Source organism: Coleofasciculus sp. E2-BRE-01 (assembly GCF_040221695.1).
In the GTDB taxonomy this organism is placed as follows: domain Bacteria; phylum Cyanobacteriota; class Cyanobacteriia; order Cyanobacteriales; family Coleofasciculaceae; genus Coleofasciculus.
Genome location: NZ_JAVKEA010000161.1, coordinates 1 through 19,856, shown reverse-complemented (window position 1 = coordinate 19,856; position 19,856 = coordinate 1). Strand labels below are relative to the sequence as shown.

Sequence of the window (19,856 nt, the reverse complement as noted above, 5' to 3'; positions counted from 1 at the left end):
AGCCTCAACCCCTTACTGTTGCCTGTTCCCTGTTCCCTAATCTCAATTTAATTGTGTTCGACTACTTAACAATGCCAGATTTATTAACAACACTGTTGTATATTCCTCACGGTCATTGCTACTTGTGGCAAACGAATTTAGTTTCCCTACATGTTATTTCTGACGCCTTAATCGCGCTGGCTTATTTTTCAATTCCTGTTACTCTGCTTTACTTTGTTAGCCAGCGAGAGGATGTCCCGTTTCCCAGAATATTTTTCTTATTTGGTGCTTTTATTATTGCCTGTGGAATGACTCATGTCATGGGAGTCTGGACACTTTGGTTTCCAGATTATTGGCTCTCTGGCTTGATTAAAGCGTTTACGGCTCTGGTTTCCTGTTACACGGCGATGGTACTGATTCCGCTGACTCCCCAAGCCTTGGCGCTACCCAGCCCCGCTCAATTACAAGCGGCGAATCAGGCGTTGGAAATGGAAATCCGCGATCGCAAGCAAGCAGAAGCCGAGGTGCGTACCCTGAATGCTCAACTTGAGGAGCGTGTGAATGAGCGCACTCAGGAATTGACACAGGTGAATCAGAAGTTAGAACGGGAAATTAAAGAACGTATCCAAGTCGCCGAAGCCCTGTTTGAAGCCGAAGAAAAATATCGCAGTATCTTTGAAAACGCGGGTTGGGGGATCTTCCAAACCACCCCCGATGGACGGTATCTTAGTGCTAACCCGGCTCTAGCGAAGATTTATGGCTATCCCTCTTCCGAAGCCCTGATCAGCCGACTCACGAATGGGGAACATCAACTCTACGTGGATCAAAACCAACGGGCTGAATTTAAACGCCTAATTCATCAACAGGGTTCTGTCTCCAGCTTCGAGTCCCAAGTATATCGCCAAGATGGGAGTATTATCTGGATTAGTGAAAATACTCGTGCGGTGCGGGATGGGAATGGGGTATTGCTGTACTATGAAGGCTCCGTCGAAGATATTAGCGATCGCAAGCAAGCCGCCGAACAGTTACAAGCTAGTGAGCAAAAGCTACGCCAAATCATTGATCTAGTGCCTCACTTTATTTTCGCCAAAAATTTAGATGGACAGTTTATCTTAGTCAATCAAGCGATCGCGGATGCTTACGGGACAACAGTCGAACACTTGCTTAACCACAAAGACGAGGACTTTATTAAATCCCCCGAACAACTGCGCCGCGTTCGCGAAGAAGAACGGCAAATTATCCAACAGGGACAACCCAAACACATCCCAGAAGAACGAGTTCCCGATGCTCACGGGAATATCCGCATCGTGCAAACCACCCGCATTCCCTTTTATGTCACCGGTTCAGCAACCCCAGCAATTCTAGGCATTGCCATTGATATTACTCAACGCAAACACATTGAGCAAGAACTGCGCGAAAATGCTGCCATAATTCGCGCTTTATACGAAGTCACAACCGGACAAAATTCTGACTTTGAGCAAAAGCTGCAAAACTTACTAACCATGGGACGCCGCCAGTTTAATCTGGATGTCGGTATCCTCTCTCATATCGAAAACATTGACACCGAGAACGGGCGTTATGAAATCATCGCCGCCCAAATGCCCAATGATTTGAGCTTCAAAGGCGTCACTCTTGACCTGAAACAAACCTACTGCGGCGAAATCGTACACGCCAAAAAACCCCTTTGTATCTTATCCGCTAGCACCAGCCAGTGGCACAATCACCCCGGCTTCAAAGTTTTCCAAGTCGAAGCCTATATCGGTGTCCCTGTGGTTGTCGCTGGAGACTTGTATGGTACGCTCTGTTTCGCCAGTCTCACCCCCCGGCAAACGCCATTCAAAGATATAGAAATAGAACTGTTACGACTGATGGCGCAGTGGATTGGTGGCGAAATTGAGCGTCAACAGGCGGCACAAGAATTGGCACAAGCTCGCGATGCGGCTTTAGCGGCGACTCGGGCTAAAAGTGAGTTTCTCGCCACGATGAGTCATGAAATTCGCACGCCGATGAATGGGGTGATTGGCATGACTGGACTGCTTTTGGATACGCAGTTAACCTCTCAACAACAGGAATTTGTCACCACAATTCGTAATAGTGGCGATACCTTACTCACCATTATTAATGATATTCTTGACTTCTCCAAGATTGAATCCGGCAAACTGGAGTTGGAAGAAGTCTCCTTTGATCTGCAAGTTTGTATTGAAAATTGTTTGGATCTGTTAGCCGCCAAAGCCACTGATAAAAACTTAGAACTTGCCTATCAAATCACACCTCAAACTCCCCGAATGATTATTGGTGATGTAACCCGCTTACGGCAAATTCTGGTGAATCTGTTAAGCAATGCAGTTAAATTTACCCAATCGGGGGAAGTGATTGTTTCCGTTAACGCCGAGAAACTCGACTATGAGCAATGGGAACGCCTGGAAACAAAAACTAGCCTAACTCCACGGATTACTCCCTCGGCGGCTACCCCTCATTATCGGATTCAATTTGCGGTTAAGGATACCGGAATTGGTATTCCTCCAGAACGATTAAATCGATTATTTCAACCCTTCAGTCAAGTAGACTCCTCAACCACCCGCAAATACGGTGGTACAGGATTGGGACTTGCCATCTGTAAGCAATTGTGCGAAATGATGGGTGGGACAATGTGGGTAGAAAGTCAAGATGGAGTGGGTTCAACCTTTTACTTCACGTTGGTGGTTCCGGCTGATCCGAGTACCCAGCAGAATACGAATCAGGTTTGTCTATTGGAACTCGATGGTCAACGACTGCTAATTGTTGATGATAATGACACCAATCGCAAGATTTTGATGCGCCAAGCTCAAGTTTGGGGAATGGAATGCTATGCGGCACAATCAGGGGTTCAAGCCTTAGACTGGCTGCATCAGGGAGAACGGTTTGATCTGGCGATTCTGGATATGCAGATGCCAGAGATGGATGGGGTGACATTGGCGCAAAAAATCCGTAAAGTTCCCGGTTGTCAAACGCTGCCTCTGGTGATGCTCTCGTCTCTGGGTGAGTTGCAAGTCGATACACCTGATGTGAAGCAGACGTTTGCTGGGTTTCTGACTAAACCGATTAAACAGTCTCAACTGTGTGATGTGCTGATGCAAGCGATGGCGGGGATACCGATTAAGGTGAAAATCCACAGCGCTAAGAAACCAGACATTGACGCCAAGATGGGTGAACGGTTACCCCTACGGATTTTACTGGCGGAAGATAATCCGGTGAATCAACAGGTAGCATTACATTTGTTGCAACGGATGGGGTATCGAGCGGATGTCGCAGGGAATGGGTTAGAAGTTCTCGAAGCGCTACAGCGTCAGCCTTATGATGTGGTGTTTATGGACGTACAGATGCCAGAAATGGATGGGTTAGAGGCATCCCGGCACATTTGTCAAGAGTGGTCAGATCAGAATAAGCAATCGAAACGTCCGCGAATAATTGCCATGACCGCTAATGCCATGGTGGGCGATCGCGAAATGTGCATCGAGGCAGGTATGGATGATTATATCAGCAAACCCATCCGTATTGAGGAATTGGTTGAGGCGTTAAAGAAAGCAGGGAATGTAGGGGCGGGTTTTACCAATACCCTTGCGGAGAAAACCTCTAACTTACCTAAACCCGCCCTAGCTGAGGGAGCAGGGGGAGCAGAGGGAGCAGAGGGAGCAGAGGGAGCAGGGGGAGAGGAGATTAAAGCCTCTGGGAGTTCTGTTGATACAACCCCATCGGATAGTACCACGGTGGCGGGATTGGATCTGTCCGATAAAGCCGTGTTTGATCCCGTAATTTTTCAACAATTACGTGAGATGCTCAACCAAGAGGAGGTATTAGCCGAAGTGATTACCCGCTATCTAGAGGATGCGCCTAAACTCTTACAAGACTTGTCTGATGGGATTAGCCAGGGAGAAACCGAACTGGTGACGCGAACTGCTCACACGTTGAAATCCAGCAGTGCGATGGTAGGAGCCACCCGTCTGGCTCATTTATGTCAGGAGTTAGAAGCTCAGGCGAAGAGTGAGAATCTTGAAGTGACAGCCGCGTTATTATCCCAAATTAAGGTTGAATATGAACCCGTGAAAACAGTTTTATTAGAACACAAACCCGAACCTTAGTTCGTAGTAGGGAACCTTAGCCCTAGATTCTGTTGGGTTGAGCGAAGTCGTTGGGTTGAGCGAAGTCGAAACCCAACCTACAACTATTCCACTCTTTTGGTATAGTAATCGTTATGACCACAGACTTAACTGATCCGACACTTGATCACGCGATCGCATATTTAACCACGCCTTCTGCCCAACCCCCTGAATCAAAGGCTGTGGTTGAGGCGCTGTTAACCGCTGAGAAGACAGCCAAACAGACAAAAGTACGCCATAGCTATTCCGAGTTACTGGGAACATGGCGATTAGGGTTTATCACCGGAACTAAACGCTCTCGCCAGCGTGCTGGCGTGGTTTTGGGTGCAGGGCGGTTTTTGCCCAAATGGGTGAAGATTCAGTTATCCTACTCCCCCTCAGAAGCCAGTCAAGAGCAAGGAACAGTGGTAAATTCAGTACAAATGGGATCTCTGCAACTGGTTGTCACTGGACCGACTCAGTTTTTTGCCACAAAGAATATCCTGGCTTTTGATTTCACCCGTATGAACGTGTCATTATTTGGGTTAACATTGTATAACGGATATATTCGCGGCGGTCAAGAGCGAGAGGCTTCTTTTGATGATAAACCGTTAAAAGATAAGGCATTTTTTACTTATTTTATTGTCGAAAAACGGGCAATTGCAGCAAGAGGACGCGGTGGTGGGTTGGCATTGTGGACAGGAAGGTAGTCAATTTAAACTTAAATAATTTTCACAGAAGCTTAGATTTTCTATTTTGCAATAAATTATGAAAGGTTACATACAAGGACAAACAATTATTCTATTAGAACGTTTACCTGAAAATATTAAAGAAGGTGATCAAGTAGATATTGCCATTACTCCAATACCCCAAGAAAATTATCCTTTTCCCACTTTTGAACTAGCAGTCAAAGACGAATATATTAATAGAGAAAAAATTTATGAGCCAGAGCAAAATATTCTTTGATACAAATGTTTTAGTTTACGCCCATGATCGCTCTGCAACTTATCATATAGATTCAGCAGAACTGCTGAAAATGGCAGTAGACAATAAGATTCAAGGAGTGTTAGCGGAACAAAACATTATTGAACTATATAGGATTTTAACGAATCCTACTGCCATGAAAAGACTAAATAGCAGATAAATAAAACGATGTAATTCCAAGTCACTCCCTTATCTGTCTCTAAAGTCCGTGCTTTAGCTGATGTAGGGGCGGGTTTAGGGACTAACGCTAGCTTGTTATATCAAGTCCGGTGAATTGCCCATAATAGCAATGCTTTAACCGCAAGGGTTTCGGGCTTTTTTATTAAGGGTGATTTGCCGGACATCATATTATCCATCAATGAAAAACAAAACCTGCCCTATCTCACCCCTAACAGTTTAAAAAAACAGGGTCTTCCGGACTTAGTGTGCTAAATTATCAGTTTTAATGAGTCAGAAAGTTTTCCACACAAGGGCTGTAGCTTTTGATCGCCTCAAAATAAATTGAAATTCGGGTAAAAACGGTTAAAGCTATTGCTGTCCAATACTTGGGCAAATCTAACTAACAATTTAGCACACTAACTACGGAAGACCCGGGTTTAGCCACTCAAACAACTTGTCACCAATCAATGAACAACAAAACCCGCCCTCCCCACCGATAACTCGTTCATAGCAATGAACAATGAACAGCCAGTAGGGTGGGTTAGGCGGAATTTAAATCGAAGCGATAACCATTTAATGCCGTATCCGCCGTAACCCACCGATGTTAACGGGGAAATATAGCAAATGACAAATGACAAATGACGAATGACAAATGACGAATGACAAATGACGAATGACCAATAACATCATCGCATCCGATGCTGACAACGTTTAAGATAATGTTGCGCCACCTTATCCCCTGGATGAACCTGCAAACATTGGCTAAACCGTTGAGCTGCGTCGGAGAGGCGATCGCGATAATATAACATTAGCCCTTCCTCGAATGCCGTTTTTGTCGCCATCTTTGCTTTTCGTATCTCCGGCGGATCAGCATCAAAGACTTCATAGACGGTTACTTTTTTGGCTTTCCCTTTCACATTCACCTTATCCACAAGACGCATCCCATAGTCACCGGGATTCGACAACCTCAAGAATGTATGGTGCGAGATTAATAGCCGTACTTGATAAATTTTAGTTAATTCTTCCAGGCGGGCGGCTAAATTCACCGCATCACTAATCACCGTGCTATCCATGCGGGAAAATCCGCCCACGGTTCCCAGCATTAATTCTCCGGTATTGATTCCTATACCAATCTCAATGGGTGCATAGTCATAATTAGCCCGATGTTGGTTATATAAAGCCAGCCGCTCAAACATGGTAATTCCCGCCTGCACTGCTTCATCAGCATTGCCACTAAACAGTGCCATAATTTCATCGCCAATATATTTATCAACAAAACCATTATGTTCCCGAATGGCAGGTTCCATGCGACTTAAGAAAGCATTAATAAAATTAAAATTTTCACGGGGATTCATCTGTTCCGACAGCGCCGTAAAGTTGCGAATATCGGCAAAGAGAACAGACATTTCCTGTTGAACGTGATCCCCCAGTTGCACATCTACAATACTTTTTTTCTGTAAAAACTGGAGAAATTGACCTGGAACAAACCGTTCGTAGGCTTGATTGAGTTGAAATAACTCACGAGTAAACGCTTCCCGTTCCGCTTCCGCTTTTTTGCGATCGCGGATATCTTGAAAGGCAACCATCCCATAAGCCATTTCCCCCTGTTCCTCATAGATGGGAGTCCCCCACACCTCAATCGGGATAACCTGATCTCCTCGGTGAATTTCAATATCATCAACAGTGGAAGTTTTTCCCTGCAACGCCAGAAAAATAGGCATTTGCTGGATGGGATAGAGTTGATCGGTTCCTGTGCGATAGGCTTGATACAACTCAGCTAATTCTTCAATGGTAATAGCTTCAACAATGCCTTTGCCCAAAATCTGTTTAGCCGCTTCATTAGCATAGTAAGGTTTGCCCTTGGCATCGAGGATAAAAATTCCCACGGGTACGGCGTCTAAAAATTGCATCAATCTCCGCTCACTTTCCCGCACCGCTGCGTAAAGTTGAGCATTTTCTTTGGCAATGGTTGATAAACGCAGATGAGTTTTAATCCTGACCAAAAGTTTGTATTTGGCAATCGGTTTGGTCAAATAATCATTCACGCCCACACTAAAGCCTGCCACTAAGTCATTCACTTGCTCGTTAGCCGTCAACATTAACACGGGTAGTTCAGTAGGGGGATAGAATTCACGCAGTTTTTTACAAACATCATACCCAGTCATGCGCGGCATAATCGCATCGAGTAAAACTAGGTCGGGCTGAAAACCCTTTTCAATTATGTCTAAAGCTTCCCTACCATTGGCAGCTTGAGTAACTTGATAATTTTCTAAGGATAAATAGTTGACGAGTATCTGGCGATTTACTGTATCATCATCGACGATTAAAATTTTGAACGGGTTGATTAAGGGGTCGTCATCCTGGAAATTGGGGTTTTGTTTTAGCGTTAAGTCTGGTTGAGTAAGTGTCAGCAATAGGGGACAAGAATTACCGACACTAGCAGGTTGAATTCCAGAGGAATTGGCACTGTAAACTGTCTTAGGTATTGCCACAATTGACTCAATCGGCTCTGGCTTAAAGTCTGGAATTTGTCCGTCAAAAATTGGCAACGTAAACGTAAACTGAGAGCCGACGCCTAAGGTTGATTGCACCTCAATCGTTCCCCCATACAACTCTACCAGCTTTTTCGTCAGGGCTAACCCTAACCCTGTACCGCCATACTGATGCCCTAGAAAACCCTCCCCTTGTTCAAAGGATTCAAAAATACAGTTTACTTGAGACTTGGGGATGCCAATTCCTGTGTCAGAGACAGTAATGGCTAGCATTTTGAATGTTGACCCTTCACTGGGTTCGAGGGCATGGTTTGTCGGGGCGGGTAATGGAACTTTCTTGTCGCTATTGATAGTAACGTTTGTACAAAACCCGTCCTGACTGGATGTTAACTCTTCACTTTGTTCTAGGACAAGGTTTTGATCCTCCACTTCGCTTATAGGGAACCGGGTTGGTAGAGGTGGGTTGATAAAATTTGCGCCATCGGTTGACGATACCGTTGATTCCAAAACCACGCTGACTACTCCTTCACTTCGCTCAAGGACATGGTTTTGAGTTAACTCTTTCAACTCTCCCTTGCCCCACTGTACTGCTGCACCTCTACCCTCTAATGTCTGCCTTGAGCTTACCAATTGAGCCGAAATTTTGACCGTTCCTCTATCGGTAAACTTAATCGCATTGTCCACTAAGTTTTGCAAAATCTGCTGCACCCGATTTTCATCGGCATAAGCGATAGGTAAGTCAGGAGAAATGGCATTAATCAGTTGTAACTCTTTATCACCAATCAGCGGATAACTGAGTCGGAGAACCACCTCCGCTATTTCTCGTACCCCCACGGGCTGTTGCTGGAGTTGAATGTCTTGGTTTCTGAGTTTGGCAAAATCGAGAATGTCATTGACTAAGTTGGATAAGCGCCGCCCGGTGGCGATAATTGTACCTAAATTGATCCGGGTTTGTAAGGGTAACTCTCCGGTAGCACCATCGATTAACGATTCAGCAATGCCGACAATGCCATAGAGAGGAGTACGGAGTTGGTGGGAGGTATTAGCTAAAAATTCATCTTTGAGCTTGTCTAGGCGCTGCCAAGCGGCATTTTGATGGTCTTTGAATTCCAGTTCTTGAGTAAAACGCATCCGTTCTGCTTCGGTTTTTTTGCGCTCTGTGATATCGTTAAGAACGGCAATGGCATAAATAATTTCACCCTGTTCATCCAGGATGGGTTTGCTCCAGGTTTCAATCGGAATAATCTGGTCGTCTTGGTGAATTTCAATATTATGGACAATAAATCGTTGTCCCTGTAAGGCGCGAACAATCGGTAACTCTTCGGTCGGATAAACTTGATCGGTTCCGGCGATATACCAGTGATGAACCGCACAAAAATTATCCGCGATCGCGTCTAGCGTAAACTCTTGTCCCATAAACCGTTGTGCTTTATCGTTGGTATAATGAAATTTTCCCTGAGCATCAACCACCACGATACCAACGGGTACGGTTTCTAAGATTTGAGCTAACTGTTTCTCACTTTTTGCCAATGCCTCATTTAAGCGGTTCATCTGATGATTCTGGTCTTTGAGAGTGGCAAAGGATTGGTTTAATTGAGCCGCCATTTGATTAAAGGCGGTGCTAAGATTCCCCAGTTCAGCGTTCCGATGAACCTCAATTTTTTGATCCCATTCCCCCTTAGCAATAGCATTGGCGGCTTGATTTAAGCGCTGGATGGGTTGAATAATCCAGTGGGCGGTACTCATACCAACTCCCGTGGCGATGATTAATGCAACCAGACAGAGTAGGATTGTCGATTGTGTATTATTATGAATGTGATCCAAGAAGTCAGCTTCAGGGAAAACCACGACAATTAACCAGTCTAATCCGTGGCTATCTTGTAAGGGCATGACTTGTAAAAATTGGCGCTGTCCTTGACGCTTAAAGTCCAGGCGCTGGGATGCTTGAATCGAATTGAAGTCGCCAAACTGTTGCGTTAAATAGTTGGCGCTGGCTTGAATTAAGGGGTCACGACTTTGGCTAGCTTTTAACCGCGTAATTTGATTGGGGTTATGTTGAAAGGGCGGTTCCGGAGTGGATGTGGCGACTAAGAATCCAGAACGTTCCATAATAAACAGGCGTCCCGATTTACCGATTTTTAACGTTTGCAGGAAATCGTTAATCGTGGAAAGACGCAGGGTTGTGTTTAAGACACCCTGAACCTGCTGATTGCTGTCGTAAACGGGTTGAATGGCGCTGATTAGCAACGTGCGATCGCCTTCACCAAAATGGGGGTAAATGTCACTCCAGGTGGGTTTATCGGCTTGCAAGGCGGCTTTATACCAGGGTCGCAGGCGGGGGTCGTAGTTTTTACTACTCTCGATCAGGGTTTTGCGATCGCCTTCACTGTGGGTACTATAAGTATAGAGATCAAAATCTGTCCCAGGATTCGCTTGGATAATCACCAGTTGGTCCCGATTTTGTCGTCCCGCCGCAATCAGTCCGCGCTGTTCATTTGCTACACCAATATAACTCACAGAATCAAATCGTTGCACTTGTCGCCACAAATGCTGTTCCCAGGGTTGCAAGGTGTCTAAAGTCAAGCTTCCCAGATGAATCGCATCTTGATTACTCTGATTAATCTGATGGGGAATCGCTAAATATTGCTCCAACCGATCCTCAATATGAACCGTAATTTCATCTTGTAATTGAGTCGCCACCTCATTCACCGCCCGCTTTCCGTGGCGAAAGGATAACCAACCAATGACGCCGACTGTGGCAAAAACTTGTACCAGAAAAGGGACTACGAATACCGTTCGTAGAGGCACATTCGTTAAACCGTTGTCAATTAGGCGCTTGAGAGATGGCATTGACATAAGAGTCGCTTGGAGATCGCTAAAGTTAAGGAAATAAACCCTACATTTTTAAGCAGAATTCAGTCCTTTTTTTATGTCGTTCAACCCCAATTAGCGATGCACCCAATCTATTCAATCGATAAACGAGTTAAATAGATTTAGGGGAAAACTTAAAAAAGATGTTTAAATGAGTATGGTTTTGCGAAAAGTCGGCACAGTATTCGCTCGATTTTCACGGTGAACGTTTCCCACCCAATCTCTTTCACCAGAAAGCGTTACAGTTAAACCGTTTCGACTTTTGTCAAGAGACGTATTGCATCTGTACATGCCAGATAGCGGTACTAGACAGAACTGACAAATTCAATCCTTTTGCCTCTCTAGCTCAAAGCCATTATTGTGTTATACTAGCGTATTACTTGTATTGCGGCATTTTTATAATATGCTAATTCGCTCATAGCAGCAACTCTCTAACGATGGAGTGTCGGCTCAACTCAATGAGAAGGGAAGCTAGGGAAGAGGGGTAAGAGGGGGAAGCTGGGGAAGCTGGGGAAGCTGGGGAAGCTGGGGAAGCTGGGGAAGCTGGGGGAGATTGTGTAGGGGCGGGTTTCACTACTATCTTTTTGGTTACACCCAGAGGTAACTAAACCCGCCCCGACTTTACGAATGACGTAGCCAAGACTTACGCAGGTACATCATATATGGTGGCAATGGTGCGTTACGCTACGCTAACGCACCCTACTGACTAACCCACTCTCTCCAATAAATCGGTGAAATCAGTGTTTTGATAAATGACAATCACCACTATTAACCGTTATGAATCTGTGAAATCAGTGTTTTGACAACGGTTGAGATAGATTTTAGCTACTTGGTCTTGAGGATTGACCCGCAGCACCTCAGCAAAGCGTTTTTTTGCCTCAGCAAACGCCTTCATGTTATAAAAATACCAGGCTTCAGTAAAGGTTTGTAACGTGGCTAATTTGGCAGCTTTAATCTGAGATAAATCTGCATCAAACACTTCATAAACAGTTACCAATTCCGATTTTCCCTTCACCTTCACTTTATCAATCAGGCGAATCGCATAATTAGTCGGATCAGATAAACGAGAAAACGTATGATGAGAAATTAATAAGGGGACTTGATAATATTTGGTTAATTCTTCAATGCGAGAGGCTAAATTCACCGCATCACTAATCACCGTGCTATCCATGCGCGAGACTCCACCAATGGTTCCCAGCATTAACCCTCCCGTATTAATCCCAATCCCAATCCGGATGGGAGGATAGCCGGAATTCTGTCGATGTTGATTATAGAGCCTCAGTTGGTGTAGCATAGCAATTCCCGCCTTAACTGCATCATCAGCCTGACCACTAAACAATGCCATAATTGCATCACCTATATATTTATCAATAAAGCCATTATGGTCAGTAATCGCTGGTTCCATGCGCGATAAATAAGCATTAATAAACTTAAAATTGTCCTCCGGCGTCAGCGTTTCTGATAATGTCGTGAAGGCGCGAATATCCGAAAATAGGATTGACATTTCTTTTTGAACATTATCTCCAAACTGGACATCAACAATACTGTCCTTATTCAAAAAATGGAGAAATTGGCGCGGAACAAACCGTTCATACGCTTGATTCAGTTCTGCCAAACTGCTATAGAAACGGGCATTTTCAATCGAGGTAGCAGCTTGCGCGGATAGGAGACGCAAGAGTTCCAATCGGCTAGCTGTAAATGCTCCCGTTGTCAAATTATTTTCTAAATAGACAATTCCGCTGAGTTTTCCTTGATTAATCAACGGCGCACAGAGAATTGACTTCGGCTGATAGGTTTGAATATAGGAATCTTGCCTAAATTGTCCCTCATTTAGGGCATCATTTAACACCACAATCTCCTGAGTTCGTGCCACATAGTTAATGATGGCGACGGATACCACTTGCGTCTCTTCTAGGTCAGTCGATTGAAAGACCTGAATTTGATTGCACTCTGTACAGGATTGGGTCAGCGTATTCACCTGTCCCTCGGCTTCAATTCGGAGTTTTCCTTTCGTTTCTAAAATCAGAAATCCTTTTTGTGCGCCCGCATTTTCAATCAAAATTTTCATCAACGCCGCCAGTAATTTATCCAATACAATCTCACCGGAAATCGCTTGCGCCGCTTTCATAACGCTGTTTAAGTCAAGATACTCTGACGAATTTTTGCCATTTTGGGTGGTTGTGGTCAGGGTTGAACTTTTTTGTAATAGCCCTCCAGACTCATTATTATTCACCCGAGTCAAAAGCCATTGGGAATAGGTAGCTTCTAACTGTTTAACTTTCGCCATTGCCCCCCATCGGGTATAAACGTAATGAGCTTTTTGTAAATAGGCTTGGGCAATTTCTTCCCGACCTAATCGTTGATAGAAATTGCTGGCTCGTTCATAAGCTAGGGCTTCGTCTTGAAGATAACCCTGTTTTTTAGCACCTTGAATGGCACAATCATAATACTCCATTGCTTGCTGGATTTTGCCGCGTAATCCTGCCCGTTCCGCCTCCACTAAGTCATATTTATGCTGAAAGTTACAAGGGGCATAGTCTGCCCAGGTTTGCATTATTTTTTGTTGTCTGGCTATTTTGTTGAGATAGCGTTTGCGTTTACGGGGACTGGCTGAATGGCACAGAGATAACAGGACTAACGAGGAATAGAAGTTGCTTAAAACATTATTTAATAAGCCATTCACGCTTCCCTTATACTCATCAGCCAACCCAACCAGCCTTTCCGCTTCTTGTTCATCACCAAATAAGTAAGCCAGAAATAACTTCGCCCAATAAACAGACAAAATTGAAATCTGATTTTTTGCTGCTAATAAATCAGGAAGGAGGCGATCAAAAACCGTCCAGTCTAATGTCGGATAATGGTCAGCCTCGATTAAGCATAAAGATAAATTCCGCCAAATTGTGATATACCCAATCTGATAATCTTGTTTAAACTGTCGATTCAATTCCAGATGTTGAGCTTGTTTTGATTCAACCTCAGTTAAGGGTAGCCCGACAAAAAAGGAATAAGTACAATAGTTGACTGTACAGTGACAAGCATATTCAATATCCCCATTTTCAATTGCTGTTTGTATCGTATCGAGTAATGGATTTAATGTGGTTATAGCTGGCTCTTTCCAAGGTCGGACAAAAGCATTAAATTGCTGATAGACTTTGGCTTGTACGTCTTTAGCAGGAAAACGGTCTAATAATTTCAACGCTAACTGACCAAAGTGATAGCCTTGCTCAATGGTTTCTTGTTGACCACATAACAGCAAACTATAAACGCTATAGGCGTAAGCGGCGAGAGAGGAATTTCCATGGCGAATACAGAGATTGACCATGGTTAAAATCAGCGACGGTAAGAGGGAGGGTTTGGTAATATAAGCGGGTGCCATCACAGACATTAAAATTCGCAACGCCGCTAATTGAGTGGGTTCAGTCATTTCCGGCAAATCCACTAACGCCTCAACCGTTTGATAAACCGGAGGTGTTTCAGTTAGCGGGATGTCTAATAGGTTTAACACCTGCTGTGCGGTTTGGATGGCGGACAGCATTTTATTTTGAGAACTATCAAATAAAATTTGCAGTTCATAAACCTTAAGTTTATCCATCAGAGTTTGCGCCCGATTTAGCACATCATCGGTTAAAGTTTTGGTGGCTTCAAAATCGGTCAATAAATAGGCAACTTCGATGGCTTCCAGAAATAAGTTTAGGGTCAAGTCATACTGCACATGCCAACTCTCTGACGGCAGCAGTTCGCGACCGATTGTTAAGTATTTTCTCGCAGGTTCATAAGCAGTTGCGGCTTTCGCTTTCTGACCTGCCCAAAGATTCAATTGAGCTAACTCATGCCGTTCTTCAGGGGAGTCGATTAACTCAATACTGATATTCAGATGGTTAACAATATCAAACAGAGAGTCTGATACCTGGTCGGCTGGCGTATTTTTAAGTAATAATTGACCGACAGTCCGATGAACCGCTTGGCATTGTTCCTCAGGAATCAGAGAATAAGCGGCTTGTTGAATTCGATCGTGGACAAATTGGTATTGAATGGTTAAGGTTTGAATGTCTCTGTGTGTTTTAGAAAAGAGGGAATTCAAGGCGCTTATTTGATGTTGATTCAATAAAGTTTGAGTCATATCCGCCTGAGTGATCAACTTATAGTCTTCCCCCAAAGGAACAATTAACCCTGCCACGATTGCCTGCCATAATTGCACCGCTGTTTCGGACAGGGATTCGCCTAAAACTAGGGCTAATGGTTTCAGTTCAAAGGAATTTCCTAAACAAGCGGCAAACTGTAAAACCTGTTGCACTTGGGGCGGTAATGTTTTAATCTTATCTGCCAAAATCGCAACAACATTATCGGTCAAGTCTTGGGATTTAATCTGGGCTAAATTCCAGTTCCACACTCCCTGTTGAGAATTAAACGTGAGTAGCTTTTCTTGATACAAGTATTTAATGAACTCATTAATAAAAAACGGATTACCTCCAGTTTTAATCTGAATTAATTCAGCCAAATGGTGGGCATGATCAGGGGAACATTTGAGCGTTTCTGCAACTAATTGGATAATGCTGATTAATTCCAAGGGCGCTAAAACCATCTCATGAATAATGGTTCCGCTGACGCAAATTGTCTCGAATGTGAATCGTAAGGGATGGGAAACTGTCACTTCATTATCTCGATAAGCACCAATCAGAAACATCCCGCCGATATGAGACTCAGCCTCACTCTGATCTGAGGAGTTCATCAACCATTCGATCAGTTTCAACGAAGCACTATCCGCCCACTGCAAATCATCCAGAAAAATCACTAATGGATGTTCAGGTTTGGTAAAAACTTGGATAAAGTTGTGCAGAACGAACTTAAAACGATTTTGTGATTCTGTGGGAGGTAACTTGGGAACTGGAACAGGTTTGCCGACAATCAGTTCAACTTCAGGAATGACATCAATAATAATTTGAGCATTCCCCCCCAATGCCGCTAAGAGGTGGTTGCGCCACTGGGTTAGTTGAAGGGTAGTTTCTGTTAACAACTGTTTGATTAATTCTCGAAACGCCTGAATCACGGCTGAGTAAGGAATATCCCGTTGATATTGATCAAATTTGCCGCGAATAAAATAGCCCCGCCGTTGAGTAATGGGTTTATATAATTCCTGGACTAGCGCTGACTTCCCTATACCAGAATATCCAGATACAACCATCATCTCCTTGGGAGAATTTCGAGTGTGTAGGGGCGGGTTTAGGGAATTTTGTGTTGCCGTTGACGATAACTTTTGTTCAAACCCAGCCCTTATTGAGTTTGGCGTTGGGTCTCCTAATAAACTACGTCCAGTAACCCGAATAAAGGTGTCCAGTAGACTTTCAATTTCCCGTTCTCGACCATACAGTTTTTGGGGGATTTGAAACTGCTCAGAAATATCCTGGCGACCTAGGGTAAATAGTTCGATTGTTCCCTTCATCTGTAATTGCATCAGGCAAACCGTTAAATCGGATTTCAGTCCCCAGGCACTTTGATACCGATCTTCAGCATTTTTTGCCAATAATTTCAGGACAATAGCAGAGAGGGCGGGCGAAATCTCTGGATTAATCTGGTGAGGCGGAATGGGTTCTTTTGCCAGATGAGCATGAACTAATTCTAGGGGATCATCGGTTTCAAAGGGAAGGCGATGGGTGAGTAATTCATAGAACGTCATTCCTAACGAATAAAAATCAGTCCGATAATCCAGCACCCGGTTCATTCTCCCGGTTTGTTCCGGTGACATATAGGCTAATGTGCCTTCTAAGACGGAGGGATTTCTCAGAATTGGGTTTTCTTGGGATAAAACCGTGGCAATACCAAAATCAATGATTTTCAGTTGTTCGGTTTCAGGATTGAATACAATATTGGCAGGGTTGATATCTTTGTGAATAATATGGGCAGCATGAATTCTACCTAAGCTTTCGGTGTTGCGAATGGCGATACTCAAGAATTCTTTGAGCGTAAATCCCCGTTCTTGGAGTAAGAGTTTTAACGAGGAACCGCCAAAATCTTCAAAAATAATCACCAGGGTGGTTTGATAGGGTTCTAAGCTATAGGCTTGAACCACACCCCCAAAGTTAAGGGAACGGGTGATTTGATATTCTTGTTGATAGCGGTTAATTTCTGCGGGCGTAGGATAATCTTGTTTAAGAACTTTGAGGATCACCGACTGCTGATCCGATTCTCGGATACCCCGATAGACGAGAGAGTTACGACTTTCATAGATTTGATCCAGAATCCGACAGCCAGCAACGGTAACCATAGGGTAGATGGGGAAACACTGAGAGGATTGCTTAAAGGTGATAGCCTATCACACGCAGGAGTGAGCGATAAGCTTGTCACACATTTAAATTGGGAATGGGTAGCGAGCAAGATGCTCGCATTACAAGGGTTTTGCAGTTGTTGACATTAAGGTTTAAATGCCGAACAGCTTAACGTGTTTCTATCTTAATAGCAGAAAAATCTAAAATAACAATTTCAAAAGACAGCAATATAGCACTACGCACTCTAGTTAGGACAAATGAAGAAAAATTAAAATCGCTCAATCCCTTGTAAGGTAAGCTTTTGTCTTCAAAGAAAGCCTATTGCCTATTGCCTATTGCCTCTCCCCACCGCAAGACTCCCTACAGCAGCCCCTACTTACTGTAAAAGACGAGATCCAGCAGGACATTGAATCTCCGTAGAATCGGCTGAAGGTGGAATTGGCATCGGCGGCGGTGAGGTTGCAGGTTGTTCACTCTGACAAATTCCAGAGACGGTTGTCTCAAATCCATCAACGGTGGTGACAAATACTGCACCAATATAGCTGGGAAGTCCTTCATCTTTGGGATGTGCCGTAATCGCGACACTCTCAGCGCGATCGCCTGATGGCACGATTTCATAAGTATATAAGGACGTTTCTAGGTTTGTGGCAATTTCTAGCTGTTCGAGGGTATTGGCAAATTGACGATTTTCTAGATAATACACTTGCTGGGCGCGATTTAAGAGGCTGATGTACTGCATCGGAATCGCTTGGCTGGATCGGTTGGCGCTGGTTTCCAACTCAATCACGGAAATATCTTCGGGTACGGTGGTATCATCCGATGTCTTTGCCAAGAGTAACGCCGTATCACTAAACGCCGTGGGTCGAGGTTCTCCCGGCGTAACATCTTTAAATTCTAAGCGCAGCTTCCCCTCTGGGGTTAACTCAAAAATGGTCAAGGCAATTTCATCCGGTGTGAGTGCCATATCCAGATGCATCGGTTGAGTCGCCGTCTGAATTTGGTAGCCTACCTCGATTGCCACAGCCGACCCATCTTGAGCGGGTAAGATAAAAAATAATTGGTTATCGGGGGCAAAAATTAACTGGATTGATTCCCCAGATGCCGGATCAGTGGCTTGCCATTCCCCGATTAATTGCTGAGTAACCGCATCCGTTGGCGATCGCATCTCAGATGCAGGAGAGGGATTATCCGGTTCAGATTGCGCTTGAGAGGGAACACCACTACAGACAAGCAAGGCGAAAAGAACGAATATCAAACGCGATCGGTACAACTTAAGCAATAGAGAAACAGGATTAACCATAACCATCCAACCCAGCAACTGATTGATTGGATTTTAGCAATGACGAATGACAAATGGCGAATGGCAAAGGACACTTACGTCGCCACCCATCCCGAAAACACCCAGCCACCGTTAGCCAGCCGTATCCAGTTATCCGCCGTCTGATCCGTGGTTGCGATCGCAGCGCCATCGGCTACAGTATCAACAACCCGATACCCTAAACCGGGACCCGTTCGCACATTCAAGGGACTCCCATTCGTCGTCACCAAGGCTGTATCCGTCCCTACAGTTCCACCGCCACCTTCACCCCTGATCCAGCGAGAGGAGACCCAGTTGCCATTTGCCAGTTGAGACCAGCCACTAACGCTACGACCACTGAGGCTAACGGTTCGGTTATCGGCGACCGTACCCACCACACGATACCCCAAACCGGGACCCGATCGCACGTTGAGGGGATTGTTATTGGTGTTAACTACGGCTGTATTCGTCACCGGAGTTGCACCTCCCCCATCCCCATCCTCTCCATATAAGGCGGTTAACGTCGTCGATCCAGCAATCCCATCCGGCGTCAATCCCTCAGACGCCTGAACCCTTCTCACAGCGGCTTCGGTGAGGCGACCATAATAGCCAGTGACGGGTCCGTTATAAACCCCAACCTCTTGCAATCGATTTTGCAAATTAGTTACCGCTGTCCCCGTACTACCGGGACGTAAGACAGCGGATGGAACATCACTATCGCCATTCTCAGCTTCACCTCGTACCCAGCGAGAAGCAACCCAGTTGCCATTGCTGAGTTGAGACCAGCCATCGGCATCAAGACCACTGAGATTAATGGTAGTGCCATTGGCGAGAGTGCTAACCACGCCATACCCCAAACCGGGACCCGATCGCACATTTAGGGGACTACCATTGGTATTAACCACAGCCGCCCAAACGCTACTGGTTACGGTTAAGGAAGAAAGTGCGATCGCCAAGGCTAATCCCCGAATCCAGGCTAAACTCGGTAGTTTCCAGTCAACCTCTGACTTAAAACCAGACTCATCAGCACTGAACTGGGACTGGGGAATCTTGTCATCGGCTTGGGCGGAGAAATGGGTATAGGCTAGGGTTTCCATCAGAATACCTCACGGTTCGTTTATCGCAGTAATGAACCTTTGAGAGCGTCATTCGTTATTTGTCCTTTGTCCTTTGTAAGGGTTTGAGGCTTGTTGACAAAACTTAGTAGGGTATCTTTTGTCCGACGACTTACAGAAGTAGTTGGGGATAGCGAAACGACGACGGCTGGGTTCATCTAAGTATAATTTTATAATTTTCTTTTCTAGTAGTATTATTAAGGATAATTAAGTAGACTAACTTCCCTCAAAAGAAAGATTTCAGTAGTCAGACAAAATTGTGGGGATTGTTATTCGTCATTCGTCAAAACACTGATTTCACAGATTTCTTGGGAAGAGTGGGGTGGGGAAGTGAGAGGGTAGTGACACTGATTACACTGAGTCACATCAGGGTGAAAACCTTCCCCTACAGCTTCCCCAGCTTCCCCTGCTTCCCCAGCTACACCAGCTCCCCCAGCTTCCCCAGATTCCCCATCTACCCCAGCTCCCCCAGCTTCCCCAGCTACCCCAGCTTCCCCTCACTCCGAACGAGCAAAATCAAAATAGAGGATTGCTCAGAAGCGGGCACGGAGAGTCCTACTAAGACTAAGGATGGGGTAAAA

General features: G+C 44.8%; 8 protein-coding genes. 4 read left to right on the top strand and 4 right to left on the bottom strand.

Features of this window, described 5'->3' with window-relative positions; all coding sequences use genetic code 11:
• Nucleotides 1-71: 71 nt before the first annotated feature.
• From RIG66_RS20045 to RIG66_RS20030, 4 genes are all read left to right on the top strand, one after another.
• Nucleotides 72-4,097: a response regulator gene (locus RIG66_RS20045; protein ID WP_446380510.1), complete on the top strand. Its 4,026-nt coding sequence runs from the start codon at nucleotides 72-74 to the stop codon at nucleotides 4,095-4,097.
• Nucleotides 4,098-4,210: 113 nt separating this feature from the next.
• Nucleotides 4,211-4,804 carry a hypothetical protein gene (locus RIG66_RS20040; protein ID WP_446380509.1) on the top strand — a complete coding sequence of 198 codons (594 nt, stop codon included), beginning with the start codon at nucleotides 4,211-4,213 and terminating at the stop codon, nucleotides 4,802-4,804.
• Between the two features lie 58 nt (nucleotides 4,805-4,862).
• Nucleotides 4,863-5,060: a hypothetical protein gene (locus RIG66_RS20035; protein WP_446380508.1), complete on the top strand. Its 198-nt coding sequence runs from the start codon at nucleotides 4,863-4,865 to the stop codon at nucleotides 5,058-5,060.
• Complete coding sequence (locus RIG66_RS20030; protein ID WP_446380507.1) at nucleotides 5,035-5,238, top strand: type II toxin-antitoxin system VapC family toxin; 204 nt, start codon at nucleotides 5,035-5,037, stop codon at nucleotides 5,236-5,238. Before RIG66_RS20035 ends, RIG66_RS20030 begins: the two co-directional genes overlap by 26 nt.
• A 685-nt stretch (nucleotides 5,239-5,923) precedes the next feature.
• Here the strand turns inward: RIG66_RS20030 and RIG66_RS20025 are convergent.
• The 4 genes from RIG66_RS20025 to RIG66_RS20010 all read right to left on the bottom strand — a co-directional run bounded on the left by RIG66_RS20025 (nucleotide 5,924) and on the right by RIG66_RS20010 (nucleotide 19,257).
• A complete protein-coding gene (locus tag RIG66_RS20025) occupies nucleotides 5,924-10,585 on the bottom strand; it encodes a response regulator (protein ID WP_446380506.1) in 4,662 nt (1,553 codons plus the stop codon).
• A gap of 790 nt (nucleotides 10,586-11,375) precedes the next feature.
• On the bottom strand, nucleotides 11,376-16,862 hold the full coding sequence (locus RIG66_RS20020) for an AAA family ATPase (protein ID WP_446380505.1): 5,487 nt from the start codon (nucleotides 16,860-16,862) through the stop codon (nucleotides 11,376-11,378).
• Nucleotides 16,863-17,239: 377 nt separating this feature from the next.
• Entirely contained in the window at nucleotides 17,240-18,163 is a 924-nt protein-coding gene (locus tag RIG66_RS20015; RefSeq protein ID WP_446380504.1) for a type IV pilin-like G/H family protein, read from the bottom strand.
• 74 nt (nucleotides 18,164-18,237) lie between these two features.
• Complete coding sequence (locus RIG66_RS20010; RefSeq protein ID WP_446380503.1) at nucleotides 18,238-19,257, bottom strand: SH3 domain-containing protein; 1,020 nt, start codon at nucleotides 19,255-19,257, stop codon at nucleotides 18,238-18,240.
• Between the last annotated feature and the right edge of the window lie 599 nt (nucleotides 19,258-19,856).